The following is a 22,876-nucleotide window of genomic DNA, read 5'->3' as shown; positions in this document are numbered from 1 at the left end:
TTCATTTTTAAGGAGCAATATCATGGCTGGTAACACTCAGGTTTTCGGCGGCGGTTCCGGCGGAGGCGACGAGGAAGAGTTCGGCGAGGTCGCTGGCGGCGGTCAGGCTCAGGAGCACGTTGCAGCTGCTGACGACCTGCTGGATGAAATTGATGGTCTGCTGGAGAACAACGCCGAGGAGTTCGTGCGTTCGTATGTCCAGAAGGGTGGCCAGTAAAAAGTGACTGACCAGCAGGTAGGGCAGCAGGAGCCGGAAGCAACGCCGACACCGGTACCGGCACAGGCGTTGACCCGACGCATCACCGGTATTGAGACCGAGTTCGGCATCACTCTGACGCTGGATGGCTCGCGCCGTCTGGGACCGGATGAGATTGCCCGCTACATGTTCCGCCCGGTGATCGCTAAGTACGGGGCAACCAACATTTTCACCCCCAATGCTGGTCGTATGTACCTCGATGTCGGAAGCCACCCGGAGTACGCTACCGCTGAGTGCGATTCGGTCTCGCAGCTGGTAGCGTACGACCGCTCGGGCGAGGTCATCTTGAATGAACTCGCTGAAAAGGCTGAAGCAGAGCTTGCCGACGAGGGCATCGGTGGCAAGGTCTACCTGCTGAAGAACAACGTTGATACCGTCGGTAACTCCTACGGTTGTCACGAAAACTACCTGGTTGGACGTGAACTGGGACTGAAGTCCCTGTCCAAGCTGCTGCTACCTTTCTTGGTTACGCGACAGCTCATCTGTGGCGCGGGGAAGATTTTCCTGCCGTACCCAACCTCGCCGTATCACAACGATCCGATTCAGTACTGCTTCTCGCAGCGCGCGGATCATGTGTGGGAGGGCGTCTCCAGTGCAACGACGCGCTCCCGGCCGATTATTAACACTCGCGATGAGCCACACGCGGACTCCAACCGATTCCGCCGCTTGCACGTCATCGTGGGCGACTCCAACATGAGTGAGACGACGACTGCGCTCAAAATTGGCTCCACTCAGCTGGTACTGGAGATGATTGAAGCCGGCGTGAAGTTGCCGGACTTCGAAGTCGCCAACGAAATCAAGTCCATCCGTGCGGTGAGCCGCGATATGACCGGCAAGGCCGAGATTCCACTGCGCAGTGGCGAAACTGCCACCGCACTGCAGATTCAACGCGAGTTCCTGGACGCTGCGACGGAGTGGCTGAAGGTCCGCGAAGAAAACATGGTCAATGAAGACAAGGGCATTGCCGGGGCCGGCACGTCCAACGAGGAAATGGGCCGCATCGTCGAGCTGTGGGGTCGCGCGCTGGATGCCGTGGAAACCGGTGACTGGTCTCTCATTGAGCACGACATTGACTGGGCCATTAAGTACTCGCTCATGAAACGCTACCTGGATCGCGGTCTAACGCTGGAGGACCCCAAGCTTCATCAAATCGACTTGGCCTACCACGACATCCGTCCCGGCCGAGGCATCTTCCGTGCGCTGGAAGCCCGTGGCATTGCCTCGCGGTGGATCACCGATGAGCAGGTCGCTGAGGCAGTCCGCATCGCACCGCCAACTACTCGTGCGAAGCTGCGCGGTGATTTCCTCGTTGCAGCTGAAGACTCCAGTTTGAAGACCGTAGTGGACTGGACACACCTGAAGATTTCCGGTGACGATCCCATCTCCACCATGCTCGGCGACCCCTTTGCCACGGAAAACGATGAGGTCAATGAGATGATCGAGATTCTGACGGCCGCGAAGAAGACCTCGGATACGGATTCGAATAACTAGTTCCGTCCCCGGAAACTGCCCCAGGAAAAGGAGCCCCACAGTCGTGTCTGTCTCACCGGTATCGGAAAACCCCGGATCCGCTGCGATCAGTGAGAACCAACGTCAGGTTCAGCTGCTGTTGGCGCTTGCCGACGACACCGGGTGGGTCAGCGAGTCGTGGATCTCCAAACATGTCGAGGGTTACTCCCGTGTTTCCGAGGATTCCCGGGCTCGTTATTTACGTGCGGACACCGCGGCACTCCTGGCAGCCGGGGTCCCGGTGGAGGTTTCGTCGTCAAGCGCGGGCGATAAGGTCAAACGTCTGCGCCTGAACAGACTACGGTGGCCCCAGCACGACCCCGAGTTCACTGAAGCGGAGGCTTCGGTGGTTTTCCAGGCGGCGAATGCGGCGTTTGGTTCGGAGGAGCTGAGCTCGACGGCTGTGGCGGCGTGGCGGAAGCTCGCATCGTTTGCGCAGCGCAGCGCCATTGCGAAGCCGGATGAGTCGGTGGTGGTGGCCGATGCGGTGGATATGAGTCGAGTGGATTTCAGCACACTGCTGACCGCGATGACCTCGCCGCGCCGGACAGTGGAGATGTGGTACTCCCGCCAGTACGGCGTGGATGATGAACTGCGCATGCTGGAGCCGTGGGGTCTGATTAACCTGCGCGGGCGCTTTTATGTGTTGGGCTTTGATCCGCAGCGTGAGGCCGCGCGTATGTTCCGGCTCAGCCGTATCCGCGATGTGTCGGATACAGGGACGTCGGCGACCCAGCCAATGCCCGATGGTGACTTGCAACAGATTGCGGAAAACATGTTGCACCGCGGTGGCAAGACCTATCAGGCGGTTGTTCGTATCGCTCCGAATACCTGCGCTGATGTGGTGATGAAAGCGACCGCGTTGGGGGATGGGCGCTACGAGCTGCCAGCGGCACCTGTGAGTGAGATTGTGTCCACAGGTTTGAGTTACGCACCGGATTTGATTGTGGAATCACCTGAAGAGGCACGGTCGGAGATTATTGCTCGGTTGGAGCAGGTACTCGCTCGCCATGGCGGATCGAATGGTGCGAAGAACGCTTTGGAGGGCAACTAATGACAGTGCATGCAGCCCGGGAACTTGACGCGAATGTCAGTGTCGACGAGTTGTTGGCGGTCGTACCGTACTTTTCGCAGCACCGTTCAATGACAGAGGCCGCTACCGAGCTGGCCATACCTTTTGCCCGAATTCGGGCAATCGTGGAGCAGATTGCCGACATCGACCAGCCGGGACTCCTCGGAGTGCGGGCTTTTGAAGTTGATTACCGCAACAGCTTTGATGTCCGCATTCGGCCTCAGGCAACGGTGCTCAGCCAGCCACGTGCGCTCACAGCCGAAGAAACCGCGACCTTGCTGCTCATCCTGGAAACCATCGAGGACTCCGCAGCCACCACTTCCTCCGAGGCCGCGCAGACGGCCGCGACAAAACTACGCAGTGCTCTGGGAATAAACGTCCCCATCATTGACTCGACCGCTGCGGAAAATGGCAAGGCCTTTTCCTTTTCTGAGCAGATTTATTCCGCGCTGCATCAGCGCAAGGTGTTGAAGGTGCGCTACCGGAATGCCTCAGGGCAGATTACAGTCCGTGAGCTTGACTGTGTCAACGTTTATACAGTTGAATCCACGACGTACCTCCGCGCTGTGGACCGTGCGCAGGAAGACCGTCGCCAGATGAGCTTCCGCGTCGACCGCCTGGAGGCCGCCGAGGTCCTCGACACTCCCGCCGGTTTCCACCGCCCCGAGCCTTTCGATATCCGTGATCCCCACGCCTTTGGTGCGGAAACGGGAACGTCCGAATGGGCAAGTGTGCTTATCGACGCCGACGCCACCTGGATCGCAGACTATGAACCGGTCTTCTTTACCGAAGATGAGGGAGAAGAAGAGGATACCGAACTGGTCTCTGACCAAGGCTTAGGGCAGTCGGAATATGTCGCTGACGTGCCGATGTCCGACTTGGCCGCAACAGTCTCCTTTGTGCTCCGCCGTTCACCGAACGTAACGGTCGCTGAGCCCTTAAAATTGAAAAACGCCGTTGTTGCGCGAGCCCGCGAAGCTTTGGCAGAGTATGGTCGAAACGACAAGGCTTAAATCAAAGCTTTAATCGCGCACGATGTGGCAACTTGCCACTTGTATTTGTATTCATTCGAAAGGTCTCTAAGCGGATGCCGAACCTAGGTCCCTGGGAAATCATCATTATCCTGGTCGTTCTTGTCTTGCTCTTTGGTGCAAAGAAGTTGCCGGATGCCGCACGTTCGCTCGGCCGCTCCATGCGTATCTTCAAGTCCGAAGTCAAGGAAATGCGCAACGATGACGAGCACCAGGAGCAGGCTGCAATTCAGCAGGCTCCGCAAGCCCAGCCACAGCAGCCGTACCAGCCGCAGCAGCAGTACCAGCAGCCGGCACCGCAGGCTCAGCCGCAGCAGCCGTACCAGCCGCAGCCTGGCCAGAACAACCCTGGCCAGCCGCAGCAGTAGTAGAAGGCCGGTTGAAGCGTGACTTCAGCTACATCCACATCACGTCCTCGGAAGCGCCAGCGTAGGCGCAATCCCGAGGGCGTGATGACTATTGTCGAGCACATTCAAGAGCTCCGGCGTCGCCTCGTTCTCGCCCTCGCTGGTATTGCCGTTGGCACTGTTGTGGGCTTTATCTGGTATCAGACCGCCTTTACCATTGGCCAGTTCCGCATACCGTTTACCTCGACAAATATCGGTCCTCTGCACTTTAAGTCCTTGGGCGAGTTGCTCAAGGATCCGTACTGTCAGCTTCCACCCGAGATGCGTCTCGGCGGTGGTGAAGGCGCGGAGTGTCGTCTGCTGGCGACCAGTCCGTTTGAAATGTTCATGCTGCGTCTGAAGGTCGGTGCGCTGGCCGGTCTGGTGATGTCGTCGCCATGGTGGCTCTACCAGATTTGGGCCTACATCACTCCCGGCTTGGTTCGGAAGGAACGCCGCACCACGCGCAGAGTTGTGACTGCCGCCGCGCTGCTGTTTGTCATGGGTTCCGTCCTGGCCTACTACGTTGTCGCCATCGGTCTGGAGTTCTTGCTCCAGATTGGTGAAGAGACGCAAATTTCTGCACTCACCGGTTCGCAATACTTCGGTTTCCTCTTGGCGCTCATCGTCTGCTTTGGCGTGAGCTTTGAGGTTCCGCTTTTCCTGGTCATGTTGAACATGGCCGGTGTCGTTACCTACGAGAGCATCAAGGACAAGCGCAGCATCATCATTATGTCGCTGTTCATCTTTGCGGCCTTCATGACTCCGGGGCAGGAACCAATATCCATGGTCGCAATGGCAACGGCACTGACGTTGCTGGTGGAAATCGCAATCCAGATTTGTCGTCTCCATGACCGTCGTAAAGCAAATGAGCGACCTGATTGGTTGGACGTCGATGACGAGCAAGGCTCCGGACCCATTACAGCGTCCGGCCCGATTGGCTCCGCCGGCGGTATCGGTGATGTGGGCGGCATTGACGCCCCGACTTCAGTAAGTGCGCCGACGTCGATTCAGCCGGGCGGCATGCCGACGGCATCAGCGGCCCCGACGACCTCTCCGGTCTCTGGCCCCACGCCAGTGAACGCGCCGACGCCGACGCGGGCATCCCAGATGCGTCCTACTCGCAATTCGCGTCCACCACGGCCACAGGGCATGATTCCGGAGACTCCGATGCCGACGCAGGACTTGCGAAATCGTCCGACGAGCGACTTTGATGATGTTCTCTAGCGCGGTTTATGACACTCTAGAGGCATGACTCTTCTCGGCGATTTCGTCAGCCAACAGGATTTCGATCTTGACGACTTTCAGCTCCGCGCCTGCCAATCAATTGAGGCAGGGCGGGGCGTTGTCGTCTGTGCACCCACCGGTGCGGGCAAGACCATTGTTGGCGAATTCGCTATTTATGCAGCTCTTGAGCGCGGTGGCAAGTGCTTTTACACCACACCTATCAAGGCGTTGAGCAACCAGAAGTACCACGACCTAATCGAGGACTACGGCGAGGACCGCGTAGGCCTGCTCACTGGCGACACTTCTATTAATGGCGACGCGGACATCGTGGTGATGACCACCGAGGTGCTGCGCAACATGATTTATGCGGACTCGCCGACGCTGAAGAGGCTCACGCATGTGGTGATGGACGAGATTCACTACCTCGCAGACCGCGAGCGCGGCGCTGTCTGGGAAGAGGTTATTTTGAACCTCGACCAGTCCGTGGCCGTCATCGGTTTGTCCGCGACGGTGTCCAACTCCGAGGAGTTCGGCCGCTGGCTTTCCACGGTGCGCGGGCACACGGACGTCATTGTCACGGATCTGCGCCCAGTTCCACTGCATCAGCACATGCTGGTGGGAAATCGGCTCTATCCGCTTTTCGAGGCGAAGTCGGACAAGGTCAATCAGGACCTGTTGGAGGCGTGCCGTCGTGCCGAGTTCGGCTACGGGGACGCTGGGGCCAGGGAGCGTTACCAGTACAAAAAGCACAAGGGGGGTGGCCGCTCGTATAGCTGGGGTGATAAGGGGCAGCGCAAATTCCGCCCGCCGAAGCGCGGCGATGTTATCCGCATGCTCGGCTCCATGAACATGCTGCCCGCGATCGTTTTCATCTTCTCCCGCGCGGGCTGCGAAGGCGCGCTGGCGCAGGTCGGTGCTACGCGCGCAGAGCTCACCGACCGGGATGAGCAGGAGCGCATCGCCAAGATTATCGATGACGGTGTTGCACACATTCCGAAGGAAGATCTGCAGGTTCTCGGTTTCCTGCGCTGGCGCCGCATTCTCATCCGTGGTTTTGCGGCGCACCATGCGGGCATGCTGCCGGCGTTCCGGCACATTGTGGAAGAGCTCTTTAACGAAGGCCTGGTCAAGGTTGTCTTCGCCACCGAGACGCTTGCGCTGGGCATCAACATGCCTGCCCGCACGGTCGTGCTGGAGAAGCTGGTCAAGTTCAACGGCGAAGCACATGTGGATCTCACGCCGGGTCAGTACACGCAGATGACCGGTCGCGCTGGCCGCCGCGGTATCGACACTGTCGGCAACGCAGTGGTGCAGTGGGCCCCGGCAATGGATCCGAAGGCTGTCGCAGGGCTGGCATCTACGCGCACATACCCGCTGATTTCCACCTTCGCGCCGAGCTACAACATGAGCGTCAACCTCCTGCAGACGCTCGGTTACGAAGGCTCGAAGCGCGTCATGGAGCGCTCATTCGCCCAGTTCCAGGCGGATGGCGACATTGTCGGAGTCGCCGCCGAACTGTCCAAGGCCAAGCAGGAAGCCGCGGCCCTGCGTGCGGAATTGCTCGGCAGGGGAGCCGATGCGCACGCTGAAGGGGCGGAGGCTGAGGGGTCGTCGTCAAGCGAGGAAGGCAGTTCGCGTGACGACGAGCGCCTAACCCAGATGCTTGAATACCTGGATCTGCGCGCGAAGCTGACCCAGGAGGAGAAGAACGCCAAGCGCCGCAATATTGAAGACCGCCATACGGAAACAGTGACCGCGCTGCGCAGACTCCGTCGAGGCGAGGTTATTCCGCTGCCGAAGGGTAAGAAGGTGCAGTTGGCGGTGGTGTACCGAGAGGACCATTCGAAGTCGAATCCACGTCCCGGTGTCATCAGTGTCGGCGGGTTCGTGGGGCGTGTGGAGCCGCATATCTTCCCAGCGGCGCCGCAGACGGTCGGCGCGATTAAGCTGCCTCGGGATGCGGACCGGCATCCGCGACGTGCGCTCGGAATTGTGCGCGCAGAGATTGGCCGCAAGGGGCTAAAGGGACCAAAGAGGCTGAAGCGTCGCACTGGTGGCAACTCGCCGGCGGTGAGGAAGTTGCGCCAGGAGCTGCGCGAGCATCCGCTACATGGCGATCCTGCGGTGGAGACGATGGCTCGTCACGCCGATACGCTGCGGCAGGCCGAGGCGCATGTGGCCAAGCTGCAAAAGCGCGTCGATTCCGCCTCGGATACATTGGCGCGCACATTCGACCGCATGCTGCAGTTGCTAACACAAATGGACTACGTGGAATGGCGGGAGGGCGCGGAGCCGACAATTACCGAGGAAGGCCTGCGGCTGGCGCAGATTCACAACGGCTCGGATTTGCTGGTGGCCACGTGTCTGCGCCGCGGTATTTGGGATGACCTGGACCCCGCGGAACTGGCCGGTGCGGTGTCGAGCTTGGTCTTTGAAAACCGCAAGGCCAGTCAAGGCAGTGACGAGGTGCCTACCGAGCCGCTGGCCAAGGCGCTGGGGAACACCTACCGCATCTGGGAGGAACTGTCGGAGGATGAGCGCCGTTACCGGCTGCCGGTAACGGACTTGCCGGATATGGCTTTTGCTACGGCAATTCATCAGTGGACTGCGGGTGCACCGCTGGGGTACTGCCTGCAAGCCGCCGCCGAGAGTGGCGCGGAGCTGACTCCAGGTGACTTTGTCCGCTGGTGCCGTCAGGTCATTGACCTGCTGCAGCAGATCAAGAAGACGGGCTACTCCACGGACATTCGCGACAAGTCCGCCGAGGCTATTCAGGCAATTCGCAGGGGCGTAGTGGCGCTGAACAATTAGTTGCCGGTTACGTTGGTCAGCCGAAGCCTCGTCGCCCCGAGGCCACTCAACCGGCGACGGGCACAGGCCGACGGGTACAGTTGGCAACTATGAGCAACGGTATCTTTAGCTTTGACATCTATCAGCAGCGTCTGGATCGCACTGCGGAGCTACTCCGCAGCCGCGATGCGGACGCTGCAGTCTTTGGAACCGGCGCTGACCTGCAGTATCTCATTGGTTCTGCGGTCACTTCGCATGAACGCCTGACCGCGCTGGTGGTCACTGCATCCGGCACCACCACGTTGGTACTGCCCGCCGTGGAGCGCGGGGATCTGCCGCTGTGCGCTATCGGTGATCTCAACGCCGATGTGGTGTTGTGGGAAGACGGAGAGAATCCGCACCGCATTGTCGCCGACTTGGTGGGCCACGTGGGCACCCTCGCAGTGGGAGCCTCTTTGACCGCTGACCACTTGATTCCCATTCAGGATCTCACCAGAGCTAAAACTGTGTTGGCCGGAGACCTTCTGAAGGAACTGTTCATGCGCAAGGACGCCGCTGAGATTGAACAGCTGCGCGAGGCCGGCGCCGCTATTGACCGCGTTCACGCTCGTGTGCCGGGCATGCTGCGCGCAGGTCGCACTGAGCGCGAGGTCGCCGACGAGATCTCGGCTGCCATCCTGGAGGAGGGGCACGTCGCCATTGACTTCGTCATTGTCGGCTCCGCTGAAAATGGCGCGAATCCGCACCACGATTTCTCCGACCGCGTCATCGAGGAAGGCGACGTGGTGGTCGTCGATATCGGAGGCACCTTGCCGCTTGGCTACCACTCCGATTGCACGCGCACCTATGTCGTCGGCAAGCCGGGGGAGAAGGAAGCTGCAGCGTGGGCGGCTCTGCGCAAGGCGCAGGAAGCTGCCGTGGCGGCGGTGCGCCCCGGTGTGACGGCTGCAGAGATCGATGCGATTGCGCGTAATAGCCTCACCGCTGCGGGCTACGGCGAGTACTTCATTCACCGCACTGGTCATGGCATTGGCCTGTCCACGCATGAGGAGCCGTTCATTATGGCTGGCAATGAGCTCAAGCTCGAGCCTGGCATGGCGTTTTCGGTGGAGCCGGGTGTGTACCTGCCGGGTGAGTTCGGTATGCGGCTGGAAGACATCATCGTTGTCACCGAAGACGGCGGAGAATCGGTCAATAATGGTCCGCACGATTTAATTACCGTCTAATCGAGGTTTAGAGGAAAGGTATTTTCTAGCGCATGGGACACGTACTCGTTCTTGGTGCCACCAGCGAGATCGGCGGGGAAGTTGCCGCGCGACTGGCCAACCACAACACCTTCACGCTCGCTGCGCGCCGCACTGGGGCACTCGACGGCATTGCCGGTCGGCTCATCGACTCCGGTGCCGTCGCGGTGCACCGCATCCACTTTGATGCCGATGACATCGCGGCACACCGCCAGTTCGTCGAGCACGCCTGGCAGCACGGTCCCATTGACACGGTGATTGTCGCGTTCGGTATCCTCGGTGATCAGCGGAAGTGCGAGGAGTCCGGCGAGGCTGCTGCGGCAGTCATACATACCGACTTCACGGCACAGGCGTCGATTCTCACCGAGATTGTCGCGCGCATGGAGTCCGACATCGCCGCCGGCACTCTGCCTGTGCGCGATAAGGTCGCGGGCCGCATCATGGCCTTTTCCTCTATCGCAGGTGCCCGCGTGCGCCGCGCCAACTACGTCTACGGTTCGGCGAAGGCCGGCCTCGACGGTTTCCTCCAGGGCATGCAGGACCGCCTGCACGGCAGCCATATTCAGCTGACGATTGTCCGGCCGGGCTTCGTCATCGGCCGCATGACCGAAGGCATGAAGCCAGCGCCGATGTCCTCGCGCCCCGCCGAGGTCGCGGAGGCCGCCGTCACTGCTTTCGACGGTCGGAAGCCCCACGTCTGGGTGCCGCGTAAATTGGCATTGCTCGCACGCGCCACACATCTGACTCCGCGCTGGATTTGGCGCAAGATGCCCCGATGAGCCCAAAGCTTCGCGTCGTCGGCATCGGCTGCGACGGGTACCCTGGCCTATCCGCCCGCGCTGTCGAGGCGTTGTCGTCCGCTCGCCGCATCATTGGCTCTCCCCGTCAGCTCCATTTGCTTGCCGACGTCAACCTGGACGCCGACCTCTCACCTTGGCCAGGTGGCTTCTGGAAGGACTGGCAGGCCACCCTGGCAGATATTGACCCCGCAGTCGATGTCATCCTCGCCAGTGGCGACCCCATGTTCCACGGTGTCGGAGCGTCCCTGGTTCGGGAACTCGGCCGTGGAGCCTTGGAGGTTATTCCAGCGCCATCGTCAGCCTCGTTGGCCTGCGCCTACCTTGGCTGGCCCTTGCATGACACTCCGGTGATTTCGCTGGTGACAGGGAAACCGGGGCTACCTGGTGCCGCGCGTGTCGTACCGGTAGCGGATTCACTACGGCCCTTCCTGGTGCTGTGCCGAAACGCGGATTCAGTGAAAGAGGTCGCTACGGTTTTAGCCGACCGCCCAGACACCAAGCTCACCGTGCTGACCAATCTCGGCGGCACGGAAGCTACAGGGCTGCCGGAGTCCGTTGCCGAAGGCACAGTGGCGAACCCACCGGTTGCAGCTGGCAACCTCACGGTGCTGGCGGTGGAGCCGTCGGGAAGCGCGCGCGGCTGGCTGCGCGACGGTGACTTTGATTCGGATGGTCAGCTGACGAAGGCGCCGATTCGCCAAATGACGGTCGCTGCGTTGGATCCGCGGCCGGGAGCTCTGCTGTGGGATGTCGGCGGTGGCACGGGGTCGATTGGCATTGAGTGGGCTCGGCACGGCGGACGTGCGGAAATTTTCGAGCGTGATGCTGTTCGTGCAGAGCGAATTGCTAAGAATGTGGCGGCTCTGTCTGGCAATGTGACCGTCCACCACGGAGCGGCACCAGCGGTGTTGGCAGACTCGCATCTTCGCCCAGATGCCATTTTCATCGGCGGAGGTCTCACTGCTGACGGAATGATTGAAACCTGTTGGCAACGCCTTGCCCCGGGAGGCACCATCGTCGCAAACACCGTGACGCTGGAGTCGGAGGCTCTGCTGTGGCAGGCGCGTCGCGACTATGGCGGGGATGTCACCCGGATTTCCGTGGAGCGCGCAGGTGCAGTCGGCAGTTTCACTGCGTGGCGCCCTGCGTTGCCGGTGGTGCAGTGGGTGGCGGAGAAGCCAGTAGAGCCTGCGCTACCATAGACGTAATTTCTCTGTCTAGAAAATATTGAGGACTCTGTAACTCACAATGACTGTGTATTTCATCGGTGCAGGCCCGGGGGCAGCGGATTTGCTGACGCTGCGCGCGGACCGGCTTATTCGTTCCTGCCCAGTGTGCCTTTACGCGGGATCGATTGTCCCGCCTGAGGTGCTGGAGAACTGTCCCGAAGGCGCAGAGATTATCAATACCGCGCGTATGCCGCTGGATACCATCATCGAGACCATTCAGGCAGCGCATGCGGCGGGCAAGGATGTCGCACGCCTGCAGTCCGGCGACCCGTCGGTGTGGTCGGCGCTGGCAGAACAGGTCCGTCGTCTCAGCGAGCTCGGTATTGACTACGAAATCGTTCCGGGTGTGCCGGCATTTTCCGCGGCGGCGGCCGCTCTCGGCCACGAGCTCACGGTGCCAACTGTTGGTCAGTCGGTGGTGCTGACTCGTATCTCCGGGCGCGCTTCCAAGATGCCGGAGGGCGAGACCCTGGAGAACTTCGGCCGCACGGGCGCGACTCTGTGCATTCACTTGGCCGCCCACGACATCGATCGTGTGGTCGAGGAGCTCACCCCGCATTATGGTGAGCACGGTCCGGTGGCAGTCGTGGCCTTCGCATCCCGCCCGGAACAGGTTATTCTCCGCGGCACGCTGTCTGATATCGCGCAGCAGGTCAAGGATGCCGGTGTGACTCGTACGGCTGTCATCATTGTCGGCAAGGTGCTCACCGCCGAGGCGTTCCCGGATAGCTACCTCTACAGCGATGATCGCCCACGCGATGAACACGGACGGACCATTCCATGCGTGCACTAATTCTGGGTGGGACTGCTGAAGCCCGCGCCCTGGCCAAGCGCTTAGTGGGCGAGGGCTGGTTTGTCACCTCTTCACTGGCCGGTCGCGTTTCAAACCCCAAGCTGCCCGTCGGCAATGTCCGTATCGGCGGTTTTGGCGGTCCCGCAGGACTGACTCGGTGGCTAATCTCCGATGCCACGGAAGTCATCATCGATGCCACGCATCCGTATGCAGAACAGATCAGCGAATCTGCTGCTGAAGCTGCCCGCGCTACCGGTATTCCGCTTGTTGCGCTGCATCGCCCTGCGTGGGAGAAGCAGCCTGGCGACAACTGGATTGAGGTGTCCTCCATGCAGGAGGCCGCGGACGTTGTTGCCGACCGTTTCTACAGCCCGTTTCTCACTATTGGCCGTCAGCAGCTTGCTCCATTTGCCGGTGATTCCAACGGCCGTTACCTCATTCGCTGTGTGGAACAGCCCGCGCCGCCGCTGCCGAAGAATCGGAAGATTATTCTCAGCCGTGGGCCTTACGATGTCGCAGCGGAGCGCAAGCTCATGCGGGATTACGCCGTGGACTGCGTGGCAACCAAAAACTCCGGTGGTGCTGCTACTTACGCCAAGATTGAGGCAGCCCGCGACCTGAAGAAGCCGGTCGTTATCGTGCAGCGCCCGCAGCTGCCCGGCGCGGATATCGCCACCGTCGCCACAACGGTGGATGAGGCGTACAACGCCGTCGTCCGCCGGGCATAGCGGCTAACGCAGCAACTCGCCAGTTCCGCTGGTGCCGCCCTCACCGTAGTGGCGTGCGGTGTAGACCCGAGTGGTCTTGCCGGCACGATACGCCTTTGTCGACGACGAACCAATAATCACCATGGTCCGCATATCGACGACATCCGGGTCGAACTCCGCCAGCGTGGTCACGGTGACGTGTTCCTGCTCCGAGCCGACTGCCCGCGCCACAATCACAGGCGTTGTCGGCTCGCGGTATTCCAAAGCCAAGGCACGCAGCTCTCGAATCTGCCATCTCCGCGACTTGGAGGCCGGGTTGTAGACAGCAAACGCCATGTCCGCACCGGCTACAGCACGCACTCGCTTAACGACGACCTCCCAGGGCTTCAACCTGTCGGAGAGACTGAGCATCGCAAAGTCATGGCCAAGGGGAGCACCCACTCGACTTGCGACAGCCTGAGCAGCAGTCATGCCCGGCACGACTCGAACTGGAATGTTTCGCCACATATCGTCGTCAGCGACTTCCAGCACTGCGGCCGCCATGGCGAAGACCCCCGGGTCACCGGAACTGACCACCGCAACTCGACCTCCACGCTTGGCTATATCCAGCGCCATAGTGGCTCTCTCTGCCTCTACGCGGTTGTCGGAGAGGTGGCGGCGTTGCCCGGCGCGCTCAGGAACCCGGTTGATGTAGGTGGAGTAGCCAACCAGATCCGTGGCCCGGGCCAGTTCCTCAGTGACTTCTGGGGTGGTCCAGCGCTCCGCACCCGGGCCCAGGCCGACAACGATAACTTCACCGACCGCTGGGGTAGCCGACTCAGTCGCCGTATCGGTGGCTACACCGGTCGCCACATCATTAGCTGGCTCTGATGCTCCAGATACGCTCCGTTCAGTGCCGTAGACAGCGGAAGGCACGACGGCTACTGCAAAGTACGGAACTTTCTCCGGGTCTGCATCGACCAGCGGGTAGCTGGTGTGCTCATTCATCGTTGCTCGCTCGACAACGTAGGCGCGCTCGAGCATGCCTGCGGACTGCAACGCTGTGCGCACCTTCTCAACGTTTTTCCCCAGCTTCATAATGACTACACAGTCTGAGGCGTCAAGAACCGCAGCGATGCGCTCGGAATCGGCGGTGGCTGGGACAACGCTGACGATTTCGGTAGCCTCGCCGAGCGGCTGACCAATCTCTGCTGCCGCCGCAGTAATGCTGGCCACTCCGGGGACAATCTCAGTGGGGAAGTCCTCGCTGAGAGCGTGGTGCAGATGCTGGTACGAGCTATAGAGCATCGGGTCACCGAGCGAAAGCACTGCAACACTTCGTCCCTCGGCCAAGTGCTTGTGCAGGCGAGCAGTGGCCTCTGCATAGAAACCGGCGAGCTGCTCGCGATAGTCGGCTGGGCGCCCGGTGGTCACCGGGTATTGCAATTGTTCTTCCACGGCAGCGTCGTCACGCGCGTCAATCAGTTCGGCGGCGATTGAGCGCGCCGTGGAACGTCCGTGAGTGCCGGCATGGTAGGCGATGACATCGGCTGTGCGGATGATGTCGGCACCGCGGAGTGTAATGAGACCTGCGTCGCCGGGACCGAGTCCGACGCCGTAGAGATGACCAGGCTGAGCACTGTAGGAGCCGGACATGGTTTAGATGATCTCCTTTGCGGTGGCAATGGCATTGAGGGCAGCACAGGTGATAGCCGAGCCACCGCGACGGCCGGTGACGGTGATGTACTTCAGCTCTGGGTTTTCGGCACCGGAGTCGATAGTGGCCTGCTTTGATTCCGCGGCACCGACGAAGCCCACTGGCATGGCCAAAATGGCAGCGGGCATGGGGAAGGAGCCCTCATTAATGCGGTTGAGCAGGTGGAAGAGGGCGGTGGGAGCGTTGCCGATGGCGACAACCGCGCCCTCTAGGCGTGGCTTCCACAGCTCCACGGCGGCAGCAGTGCGCGTGGTGCCGAGTTCTTGAGCCAGCTTGGGGACGCGCTCATCACGCAGCAGGCAGATGACCTCGTTGTCAGCAGGTAAGCGCTTGCGGGTAATACCCGAGGCGATCATGTTGACATCGGTGAAGATAGGAGCGCCTTCCTCGAGAGCCTGGCGAGCTGCGCGCACAGCTCCCGTGGAAAAGACGATGTCCTTGGCCAGGTCGGTCTGACCTGCTGCGTGAATCATTCTGACAGCGACGGTTTCCTCATCGGCATCGAAGCGGGAAAGATCGCTTTCTTCGCGAATGATGGCAAACGAGTTACGGTAAATATCCGCACCGTCGGTGTTGTACTCAAAGCGCTTCATAGGCTTAAAGCCTAGTCCACAGCAGTGACTTCGTATTCTCCGTCCCCGGTGGCGAGATAGTCGAAGTAACCGCCCTTGGGCTTGCCGCAGCGACGCTCACAACCGGAGAAGTGCACGCGCCCCTCGGGCAGTCGGCCATCGGCAATTGCGTGAGAAGCATCGCCGCGGGTGTCAGCCAGAGACTTTTTGCAGCCGGGGCGTCCGGTGCAGGCGCTGACGCGCAGCCAGGTGGACTTCCGATCGAAGATCAGACCATTGGGCGCCAATACCTTGACGACCTGTTCGGCAACTTCCTCTTCCAAATCATGCAGGATCAGCGAGTACCACGGAGTGATATGCACCGGCACCTGAGTGTGCGAGATCGCTCGGGCCAGACGCGCCGGGAGGACACCAAAGCGCAGGCCAGCGGCCAGGCTAACCAGGCCATCCGGCTGGTCAATCCAACCGATCTGGCGGGACAGCCCGGCGGTGGCATCGAAGCTCTCAGCCGGAGTCGGCTCCTGGCGACGAACTCGCGCGCCCAATTCCTCGACTACGGCATCAGCAACGCGCTCGGCCGCATTGGCTTCGGCGATGCGCCAGGCTGAACCACGGCTGTCATTCCACACCTTCGCTGTGGTGATGAGAGCCTCCACGACGTCGTCACGCGAGACGACAAGCCCCGAGGTCGCGCCACCAATGATGAGTTCGAACGTGTTCTCATCGTGGGCGACAACACCGAAGTCGGGGCGCTCACCGAGCACGTCACCGCGGCCATCGTCGAAAGCCATGAGTGTGCGACCTGGCAGTGTTGCCAGCGACGGCTCCGCGATGAGGGCCTTGTCGAACTCTTGAACCAGGTCGCGCACATCAGCTTTACCGCCGACGCGACCGGACAGCGGCGACTGAAGAACGTTGCGTACGCGGTCGTGGCTGGTGGAGGGAACCAGCTTCTCTTCTTCCGCGGCATCGGCGAATGCGCCGGTGTTGGTGATGCCACGGATCTGAACATTGCCGCGGGAGGTGAAGTGAATATCACCGTCGCCGAAATTCTCGGCCAAATCGGCGAGTACGGCGAAGCCCGGCGCGGGGAGAAAGCCTCCGGGGAAGCGCAGACGACCAATTGCGCCATCAGCTGCGATATGAACCTTGCGGCTGCCGGGGCAACCGTCCTGACGAGTGCGGGTTCCTTGATCAGATGCAGTCATACTCTCAAGAATACGCAAACACACACAGAGCTGAGCCCCCGAAAACAGGGGCACATTATCCAGCCCCTTTCCAGCCCAACGAAACCATCCTGAAGTGGAGTTTTCATACCCCTCCGCAAAAACATACAAATTCTTCACTGAAAATCCACCGATCTACCTTTTTAAAACCTTATTGTTTTCATAACCTAACTTCCTCTGAATTAAGGGAAGTTTTCATTGGGTTTTCAATCTGGGGTTATTCAGGAGATTTCATGCCACATCACGACGCTGAAGCACTCACGCACGAGGCACACGACACCGTCGGCACCGGCCGTGCCTCGACACAGACACGCTCTGCTTCACGACGAAACCGTCGCACAATCCGAACGGGAATCGGGGTAGCGCTAGCAGGTCTTATGACCATCGGCCTGGCTACACCTGCAAACGCACAGCCACTAAACATCCCGGGCCTATCGGATAGTGGGCTGGCGGATAAGGTGTCGTCGTCAAGCGCAAACCGCGAACTGCCTGGTTTCGGCCATGTACCGAACCCGAATATGGAGAGGCTACTCGGCATCGAGAAAGACGATGAGGAGTCTGGTAGCGAGGGCGCAGGCAGGCAGCTGACCCCGGAACAGGCTCGCGTGGCCGCAGCCTCTCCGCTGAATTCTCTGCCGCTGACCCCGTCGCGCACGGCAAATGCCGGCATGCTGGTCAGCAGTGAGGATGCCGAGATGATGGTGAACGACAAGCTGTGGAATGTGGATGCCAAGCGTATTCACTACAACTCCACGGATTCCCTCGGAAATCCCAGTGTGGACACAGCCCTTGTGGTGACGCCGAAGACGGAGTGGAAGGGCAGCGGTCCGCGTCCGGTCGTCGCAATCGCGCCGGGCACGCAGGGGGGCGCGGAAAAGTGCGACCCCTCGGTATCCTCGCAGACCGGCCTAAAGATTGAGTTCGGTCCGTTGGACATTATTGCTCCATACGAGACGATCCCGATGGTCGCGAACTTGAAGCGAGGCGCGACTGTGGTGATGATCGACCACCACCGCAATTCCCAGGGTAACCAGGACTACGTCGACAACATCGCCTCGGCACAGTCACTGTTTGATGCCGTGTCTGCCTCACACGAGCTCGGCGTGGACAAAAATGCGCCCGTGGGAATTTATGGCTACTCCCAGGGTGGCTCCGCAGCCGCTGCAGCCGCTGAGCGTGCAGGTGTCTACGCTCCAGAGCTCAACGTCGCCGCATCTGCCGCCGGCGGCCCGCCGTCCGATCTCGCAAACGTCCTCGACCAGATTGATGGCACTACGCTGACCGCCGCGATTGCACTGGCAATCAATTCTGTCCTGGATAAGGATCCGGAGCTGCGCCGAGTCCTCAAGGAAGAAATCAGCCCCGAAGGCAAAGAACTGCTGGACAACGTGGGCAACTACTGCGCGGGTGGCTTGGGTTTCCATCACTCGTTTGAAACCACTGACCAGTACACGACTAGCGGTGAGTCACTCAGCGAGATGATTAAGCGCTACGAGCCGGTACAGAAGGAACTCGCACGCCAGCGCGTCGGCAACTTCGTCCCAAATGCGCCGGTGTACCTCTACTCGGGTGAGCATGATGACATCATCCCCATCAACCAGGTTCGCAAGCTGCGCGATTCCTGGCTGAATCTCGGCTTCACCGACCTGGAGTACGTCGAAAACACGACTTCACCGGTGCTACCGAAGACGGGCATTAACCATATCGTTCCGATGCTCGCGGAACTGACTAATGCCACCGACTTCCTCTGGTCCCACTTCCCAGATCAGCCGGCGGAGCAGTCGCTGGAACTCTAGCAATAGCCCCTGCAGTAGAGTGATGGAGAAATCCACTGCCATGCCGCTGACGAGAAGCTCGGTGAAAATCCGCACGGTCGCGCCACTGTCACAGTCAGACCTCGTCATCGGTTAGAAGGCAGACTCCCGCCGACCGGGGACGCGTTGCTCCCCAGGAAGTGAATGACTACACCGTGATTCTGCTGCTGTCGACCTCGGATACCGACCTTCTGTCCGCCCGCGCGGCCGCTCAGGCCAACCCGGAGGTGTCCTACCGTTGGGCAAACCCGGCGCGTCTGCTCGACGATGATTTGCCCACGCTTGCCGACGGCGCCGATGTCGTCATCATCCGACTTCTCGGTGGCCGCCGCGCCTGGGAATCCGGCATCGACTACTTTGTGAACTCCGGTATTCCCACCGTCCTCGTCTCCGGTGAGCAGGCACCCGATGCCGAACTCACCGAGTATTCGACAGTTCCCGCAAACGTCGCCACGCAAACGCACATTTACCTGGCGGAAGGCGGCGCAAAGAACCTCGCACAGCTGCACAATTTCCTGTCGGACACACTGCTTCTGACCGGTCTTGGCTTTGAAGAGCCCACTCGCATGCCGGCCTGGGGTTTCCTGGAGCGCGACTCCAAGGTGGCCACGGAAGATTCCCGCGGCACCGTCGGCATTATTTACTACCGCGCCCAGCACCTGGCGGGAAATACGCACTACATTGAGGCGCTTGCTGACGCGGTCGAGGCTCGCGGCTACGTCGCCAAGCCTATCTTCGCCGCGTCCCTGCGCACCGCCAGCGATGAACTGCTGGCAGAGCTAGCTTCCTGCGACGCGCTCATCACCACGGTGCTCGCCGCTGGCGGCAACCGCCCGGCACTCGCGCAGGCCGGCCAGGACGATGACGGCTGGGATGTCGCCGCACTCGCAGACCTGAACATTCCCATCATCCAGGGTTTGGCCCTGACTTCGTCCAAGGCGGCATGGGAGGACAACGACGAAGGTCTGTCGCCGCTGGACGTCGCAACACAGGTCGCCGTCCCCGAATTCGACGGCCGCATCATCTCGGTCGCGTTCTCGTTTAAGGAAATCGACTCCGACGAGCTCATTTCCTACGTCCCGGATCTCGAGCGTTGCGACCGCCTGGCCGGCATCGCCACCCGTTACGCCGCGCTCCGCCACATCAACAACGCTGACAAGCGCGTCGCCGTCATGCTCTCTGCGTACCCGACCAAGCACGCCCGCATCGGCAACGCTGTCGGTCTGGACACACCAGCATCCACGTTGAAGGTGCTGCACGCGCTTGCCGACGCCGGATACAACCTCGGCGACACCACCAAAATCCCCGGATATGCCACCGCCGAGGATGGTGCCGATGAACCAGATGCGTTCATTCACGCCATCATCGAGGCCGGCGGCCAGGACCCGGACTGGCTGACCGAAGAGGTTATGGAGGCAGCCGAGCTTCGCCTGCCCGCTGCCACCTACGAGAAGTTCTTCGCTACCTTGCCGGAAGAACTTCGCTCCGACATGCAGGACAAGTGGGGTGCCGCGCCGGGCACCCTGTACGTCCACCCGGATACCCAGGACATCTACATTGCGGGCCTGACCTTCGGCAATGTCGTGGTCATGGTGCAGCCACCGCGCGGTTTCGGTGACAACCCGGTGGGTATCTACCACGACCCGGATCTGCCGCCGACGCACCATTACCTGGCCTGCTACCGCTTCCTGTCGCTGCCGCAGGCGGAGGGCGGTTTCGGCGCCGATGCCGTGGTTCACATGGGCAAGCACGGCAACCTGGAGTGGCTGCCGGGCAAGACCGTCGGCCTTTCCGCTTCCTGCGGCCCGGATGCTGCCATCGGCGAGCTGCCAATGATCTACCCCTTCCTGGTCAACGACCCGGGCGAAGGCACACAGGCCAAGCGCCGTGCTCACGCCACGCTTGTCGACCACCTCATTCCGCCAATGGCCCGCGCCGAATCCTACGGTGACATCACCCGTCTGGAACAGCTTCTCGACGAGCACCAGAACATCTCCGCCATGGATCCGGCCAAGCTGCCGGCCATCCGCCAGGAGATTTGGACGCTGCTGACCGCCGCGAAGATGGACCGCGACCTCGGCTGGGACGAGCGCCCGGACGAGGAGGTCTTCGATGACATGCTCATGCATGTCGACGGCTGGCTCTGCGAGATTAAGGACGTCGCCATCCGCGGTGGCCTCCACGTGCTCAGCCAGGCACCGGAAGACGAATCTCTAATCGGCACTGTGACCACCATGTTGCGCGCCCGCCAGCTGTGGGGCGGCAAGCAGACCCTGCCGGGCCTGCGCGAAGCTCTCGGCCTGGCCGAGGACGGCACCGATGAACGCCACGCTGTGGACTCTATCGATGCACTGGCTACGGCGCTGGTAACCGCCGTGGTGAAGAATCCCGACCAACCGGTGACACAGATCGCGGCTGAAGTGCTCGGCTCCGAGGAATTTGCCGATATCGCGGCACCAAACGGCCTCGACCAGGTCGTCGAGCTGCTGCAGTTCACCCGCGACGAAATTCTCCCGCGCCTGGCTGCTACCAGCGAGGAGATCCCACGCATTCTTTCTGCTCTCGATGGCGAATTCGTCCCGGCTGGCCCCTCCGGCTCACCGTTGCGTGGCCTGGTCAACGTGCTGCCGACTGCCCGCAACTTCTACTCGGTTGACCCCAAGGCGGTGCCGTCGCGCCTGGCTTGGGAAACCGGTGTTAACCTCGCCGATGGCCTGATTGAGCGCTACCGCGCCGACCACGGTGAGTACCCCAAGTCGGTTGGTCTGTCGGTGTGGGGCACTTCCGCCATGCGTACCTCGGGCGATGACATCGCCGAGGTGCTCGCGTTGATTGGTGTGCATCCGGTGTGGGATGACGCATCTCGCCGTATTGTCGGCCTTGAGCCGATTCCGCTGGAGGAGCTGGGCCGCCCGCGCATTGACGTGACCGTCCGTATTTCCGGCTTCTTCCGTGATGCGTTTCCGCATGTTATCGACCTTTTGGATGATGCGTTTCAGCTCGTCGTCAAGCTTGATGAATCCGATGAGGACAACTACGTGCGCGCCCATGCGAAGGCCGACCAGCAGGAGCGCCCGCGTCGCATCTTCGGTTCCAAGCCGGGCACCTATGGAGCTGGCCTGCTGCAGCTGATCGATTCCGGTTCCTGGCGCGATGACGCGGACCTGGCAAAGGTCTACACGACCTGGGGTGGCTACGCCTATGGCCGCGGTGTCGATGGGGAAGAGGCAGCTGACGACATGAAGACGGCCTACCGCCGTATTCAGGTTGCCGCGAAGAATGCCGATACCCGCGAGCACGATATCGCCGACTCCGATGACTACTTCCAGTTCCACGGCGGCATGATCGCCACGGTCCGCGCACTGACGGGTTCCGCTCCGGAGGCCTATGTGGGCGATTCCACCCGCCCGGACGCCGTGCGCACCCGCACCCTGCACGAGGAGACGCGACGCGTCTTCCGTGCCCGCGTGGTCAACCCACGCTGGATGCAGGCAATGCGTAACCACGGCTACAAGGGCGCCTTCGAAATGGCCGCAACCGTCGACTACCTCTTCGGTTACGACGCGACGGCGCAGGTCATGGATGACTGGATGTACGAAACGCTTACCGACGAGTACGTTGCGAACCCGGAAAACCGCGAGTTCTTTGAACAGTCGAATCCGTGGGCTCTGCACGATATTTCCGAGCGCCTGATGGAGGCCGCCGAGCGCGGTATGTGGGAAAACCCCGACCAGGAACGCATGGATCTGCTGCGCCAGACCTACCTGGATACAGAGGGCGACTTGGAGGAGCGCGCTGACCGGTAGGCGACCGCTAGTCGTCGTCTAACCGGCCGATAGCCGTAACCACTTGCTCATCTAGTGGCGGTTACACTGGGGAACTATGAGCAAGTGGTTCACAATTATTTACCTCATCGCCGAGATTGCGGCCTTTATCGCACTTGGTGAATGGATTGGCTATGGCTGGACCGTCCTGCTGGTTCTGGGTCTATTCATTCTGGGATTGGTTTTCGCCGCCATCGAGTTCAAGCGCATCTACCAGAAGTTGCTGCTGGATACTTCTCGTACTCTTACTGAGTACGGACAGAAGCATCCGGAGGAGGCAATCAAGCGCTCGGCAAAGGGCGCGGGACACTTTGTGGCTGACTCGGCAATCCTGTTGGTTGGCTCTTGGCTGATTGCCCTGCCGGGCGTCGTCTCCACGGTTGTTGGTTTCCTCATGGTGCTACCGCCGACTCGCTGGCTGATTCGTAAGAGCGGATCGGTGGCGCTGCTCAACGGACTCCGCAACTTCAGTGACCGCAGCATGATGGTGGTCTCTCAGTACGGCATGAACCCGGGTGCTCCAGGAACTGGCGCTGGTGCTGGCGGTTTTTCGGGTTTCCCTGGATTCTCTGGTGGTTTCCCGGGTGCGGATGGCAAGGCCTTCCCACAGGATAAAATCGTCCCACCGGCACCGGACAACGCCTGGGATGATGACCAGGACGACAGCGACAAGCGCTAACTCAAAAACTCGCAAACGTAG

Annotated in this window: 18 protein-coding genes; 15 read left to right on the top strand and 3 right to left on the bottom strand. The window is 60.9% G+C overall.

The features are described from left to right. The first annotated feature begins 22 nt into the window (after positions 1–22). From HMPREF2920_RS05035 to HMPREF2920_RS04980, 12 genes are all read left to right on the top strand, one after another. Positions 23–217, top strand: coding sequence for a ubiquitin-like protein Pup (locus HMPREF2920_RS05035; RefSeq protein WP_005510795.1), 195 nt, complete (start codon positions 23–25; stop codon positions 215–217). A gap of 69 nt (positions 218–286) precedes the next feature. Continuing rightward, the gene (gene pafA, locus HMPREF2920_RS05030) at positions 287–1,747 is read left to right on the top strand and encodes a Pup--protein ligase (RefSeq protein WP_049193530.1); all 1,461 of its coding nucleotides are present in this window, start codon (positions 287–289) and stop codon (positions 1,745–1,747) included. Positions 1,748–1,790: 43 nt separating this feature from the next. Beyond that, complete coding sequence (locus HMPREF2920_RS05025) at positions 1,791–2,819, top strand: helix-turn-helix transcriptional regulator (protein WP_049189894.1); 1,029 nt, start codon at positions 1,791–1,793, stop codon at positions 2,817–2,819. Then, a complete protein-coding gene (locus tag HMPREF2920_RS05020; RefSeq protein WP_070854071.1) occupies positions 2,819–3,850 on the top strand; it encodes a helix-turn-helix transcriptional regulator in 1,032 nt (343 codons plus the stop codon). Before HMPREF2920_RS05025 ends, HMPREF2920_RS05020 begins: the two co-directional genes overlap by 1 nt. 74 nt (positions 3,851–3,924) lie before the next feature. After that, positions 3,925–4,236, top strand: coding sequence for a Sec-independent protein translocase subunit TatA (gene tatA / locus HMPREF2920_RS05015; protein WP_048734080.1), 312 nt, complete (start codon positions 3,925–3,927; stop codon positions 4,234–4,236). Positions 4,237–4,254: 18 nt separating this feature from the next. Beyond that, the gene (tatC, locus tag HMPREF2920_RS05010; RefSeq protein ID WP_070854070.1) at positions 4,255–5,481 is read left to right on the top strand and encodes a twin-arginine translocase subunit TatC; all 1,227 of its coding nucleotides are present in this window, start codon (positions 4,255–4,257) and stop codon (positions 5,479–5,481) included. A 24-nt stretch (positions 5,482–5,505) separates the two neighbouring features. Beyond that, a complete protein-coding gene (locus HMPREF2920_RS05005) occupies positions 5,506–8,292 on the top strand; it encodes a DEAD/DEAH box helicase (protein WP_070653068.1) in 2,787 nt (928 codons plus the stop codon). Between the two features lie 89 nt (positions 8,293–8,381). Beyond that, positions 8,382–9,497, top strand: coding sequence for a M24 family metallopeptidase (locus HMPREF2920_RS05000; protein ID WP_070767498.1), 1,116 nt, complete (start codon positions 8,382–8,384; stop codon positions 9,495–9,497). Positions 9,498–9,529: 32 nt separating this feature from the next. Further along, complete coding sequence (locus HMPREF2920_RS04995) at positions 9,530–10,294, top strand: SDR family NAD(P)-dependent oxidoreductase (protein ID WP_070854069.1); 765 nt, start codon at positions 9,530–9,532, stop codon at positions 10,292–10,294. Continuing rightward, a complete protein-coding gene (locus tag HMPREF2920_RS04990; protein WP_070601422.1) occupies positions 10,291–11,517 on the top strand; it encodes a bifunctional cobalt-precorrin-7 (C(5))-methyltransferase/cobalt-precorrin-6B (C(15))-methyltransferase in 1,227 nt (408 codons plus the stop codon). The genes HMPREF2920_RS04995 and HMPREF2920_RS04990 overlap by 4 nt, the downstream gene beginning before the upstream one ends. A 46-nt stretch (positions 11,518–11,563) precedes the next feature. Next, positions 11,564–12,337 carry a precorrin-4 C(11)-methyltransferase gene (gene cobM / locus HMPREF2920_RS04985; RefSeq protein ID WP_005510735.1) on the top strand — a complete coding sequence of 258 codons (774 nt, stop codon included), beginning with the start codon at positions 11,564–11,566 and terminating at the stop codon, positions 12,335–12,337. Next, complete coding sequence (locus tag HMPREF2920_RS04980; RefSeq protein WP_070854068.1) at positions 12,325–13,065, top strand: cobalt-precorrin-6A reductase; 741 nt, start codon at positions 12,325–12,327, stop codon at positions 13,063–13,065. The genes cobM and HMPREF2920_RS04980 overlap by 13 nt, the downstream gene beginning before the upstream one ends. 3 nt (positions 13,066–13,068) lie before the next feature. On the opposite strand, the gene cobJ is transcribed toward HMPREF2920_RS04980, so the two are convergent. From cobJ to cobG, 3 genes are read right to left on the bottom strand one after another with little or no spacing between them, the layout of a single operon-like run. After that, the gene (cobJ, locus tag HMPREF2920_RS04975; RefSeq protein ID WP_070854067.1) at positions 13,069–14,679 is read right to left on the bottom strand and encodes a precorrin-3B C(17)-methyltransferase; all 1,611 of its coding nucleotides are present in this window, start codon (positions 14,677–14,679) and stop codon (positions 13,069–13,071) included. A 3-nt stretch (positions 14,680–14,682) separates the two neighbouring features. Next, entirely contained in the window at positions 14,683–15,333 is a 651-nt protein-coding gene (locus tag HMPREF2920_RS04970) for a precorrin-8X methylmutase (protein ID WP_048734062.1), read from the bottom strand. Between the two features lie 11 nt (positions 15,334–15,344). Continuing rightward, positions 15,345–16,520 carry a precorrin-3B synthase gene (gene cobG / locus HMPREF2920_RS04965; RefSeq protein ID WP_065419943.1) on the bottom strand — a complete coding sequence of 392 codons (1,176 nt, stop codon included), beginning with the start codon at positions 16,518–16,520 and terminating at the stop codon, positions 15,345–15,347. A gap of 251 nt (positions 16,521–16,771) precedes the next feature. Between cobG and HMPREF2920_RS04960 the strand changes: the two genes are divergently transcribed. The 3 genes from HMPREF2920_RS04960 to HMPREF2920_RS04950 all read left to right on the top strand — a co-directional run bounded on the left by HMPREF2920_RS04960 (position 16,772) and on the right by HMPREF2920_RS04950 (position 22,855). Next, positions 16,772–18,334 carry a lipase family protein gene (locus HMPREF2920_RS04960; protein WP_049170527.1) on the top strand — a complete coding sequence of 521 codons (1,563 nt, stop codon included), beginning with the start codon at positions 16,772–16,774 and terminating at the stop codon, positions 18,332–18,334. A gap of 173 nt (positions 18,335–18,507) precedes the next feature. Continuing rightward, on the top strand, positions 18,508–22,158 hold the full coding sequence (gene cobN / locus HMPREF2920_RS04955) for a cobaltochelatase subunit CobN (RefSeq protein WP_070854066.1): 3,651 nt from the start codon (positions 18,508–18,510) through the stop codon (positions 22,156–22,158). A gap of 76 nt (positions 22,159–22,234) precedes the next feature. Then, a complete protein-coding gene (locus tag HMPREF2920_RS04950; RefSeq protein WP_048734054.1) occupies positions 22,235–22,855 on the top strand; it encodes an FxsA family protein in 621 nt (206 codons plus the stop codon). The last annotated feature ends 21 nt before the right edge of the window (positions 22,856–22,876 follow it).

The sequence above is a fragment of the Corynebacterium sp. HMSC075F02 genome (genome assembly GCF_001838335.1).
In the GTDB taxonomy this organism is placed as follows: Bacteria; Actinomycetota; Actinomycetes; order Mycobacteriales; family Mycobacteriaceae; genus Corynebacterium; species Corynebacterium jeikeium_D.
This window is presented reverse-complemented; position numbering and strand designations above follow the sequence as displayed.

Coding starts and splice junctions, on each gene's coding strand:
- HMPREF2920_RS05035 (WP_005510795.1), top strand. CDS start 23: ATGGCTGGTAACACTCAGGTTTTCGGCGGCGGTTCCGGCGGAGGCGAC.
- HMPREF2920_RS05020 (WP_070854071.1), top strand. CDS start 2,819: ATGACAGTGCATGCAGCCCGGGAACTTGACGCGAATGTCAGTGTCGAC.
- tatA (WP_048734080.1), top strand. CDS start 3,925: ATGCCGAACCTAGGTCCCTGGGAAATCATCATTATCCTGGTCGTTCTT.
- HMPREF2920_RS05005 (WP_070653068.1), top strand. CDS start 5,506: ATGACTCTTCTCGGCGATTTCGTCAGCCAACAGGATTTCGATCTTGAC.
- HMPREF2920_RS05000 (WP_070767498.1), top strand. CDS start 8,382: ATGAGCAACGGTATCTTTAGCTTTGACATCTATCAGCAGCGTCTGGAT.
- HMPREF2920_RS04995 (WP_070854069.1), top strand. CDS start 9,530: ATGGGACACGTACTCGTTCTTGGTGCCACCAGCGAGATCGGCGGGGAA.
- HMPREF2920_RS04990 (WP_070601422.1), top strand. CDS start 10,291: ATGAGCCCAAAGCTTCGCGTCGTCGGCATCGGCTGCGACGGGTACCCT.
- cobM (WP_005510735.1), top strand. CDS start 11,564: ATGACTGTGTATTTCATCGGTGCAGGCCCGGGGGCAGCGGATTTGCTG.
- HMPREF2920_RS04980 (WP_070854068.1), top strand. CDS start 12,325: ATGCGTGCACTAATTCTGGGTGGGACTGCTGAAGCCCGCGCCCTGGCC.
- cobJ (WP_070854067.1), bottom strand. CDS start 14,679: ATGTCCGGCTCCTACAGTGCTCAGCCTGGTCATCTCTACGGCGTCGGA.
- HMPREF2920_RS04970 (WP_048734062.1), bottom strand. CDS start 15,333: ATGAAGCGCTTTGAGTACAACACCGACGGTGCGGATATTTACCGTAAC.
- cobG (WP_065419943.1), bottom strand. CDS start 16,520: ATGACTGCATCTGATCAAGGAACCCGCACTCGTCAGGACGGTTGCCCC.
- HMPREF2920_RS04960 (WP_049170527.1), top strand. CDS start 16,772: ATGCCACATCACGACGCTGAAGCACTCACGCACGAGGCACACGACACC.
- HMPREF2920_RS04950 (WP_048734054.1), top strand. CDS start 22,235: ATGAGCAAGTGGTTCACAATTATTTACCTCATCGCCGAGATTGCGGCC.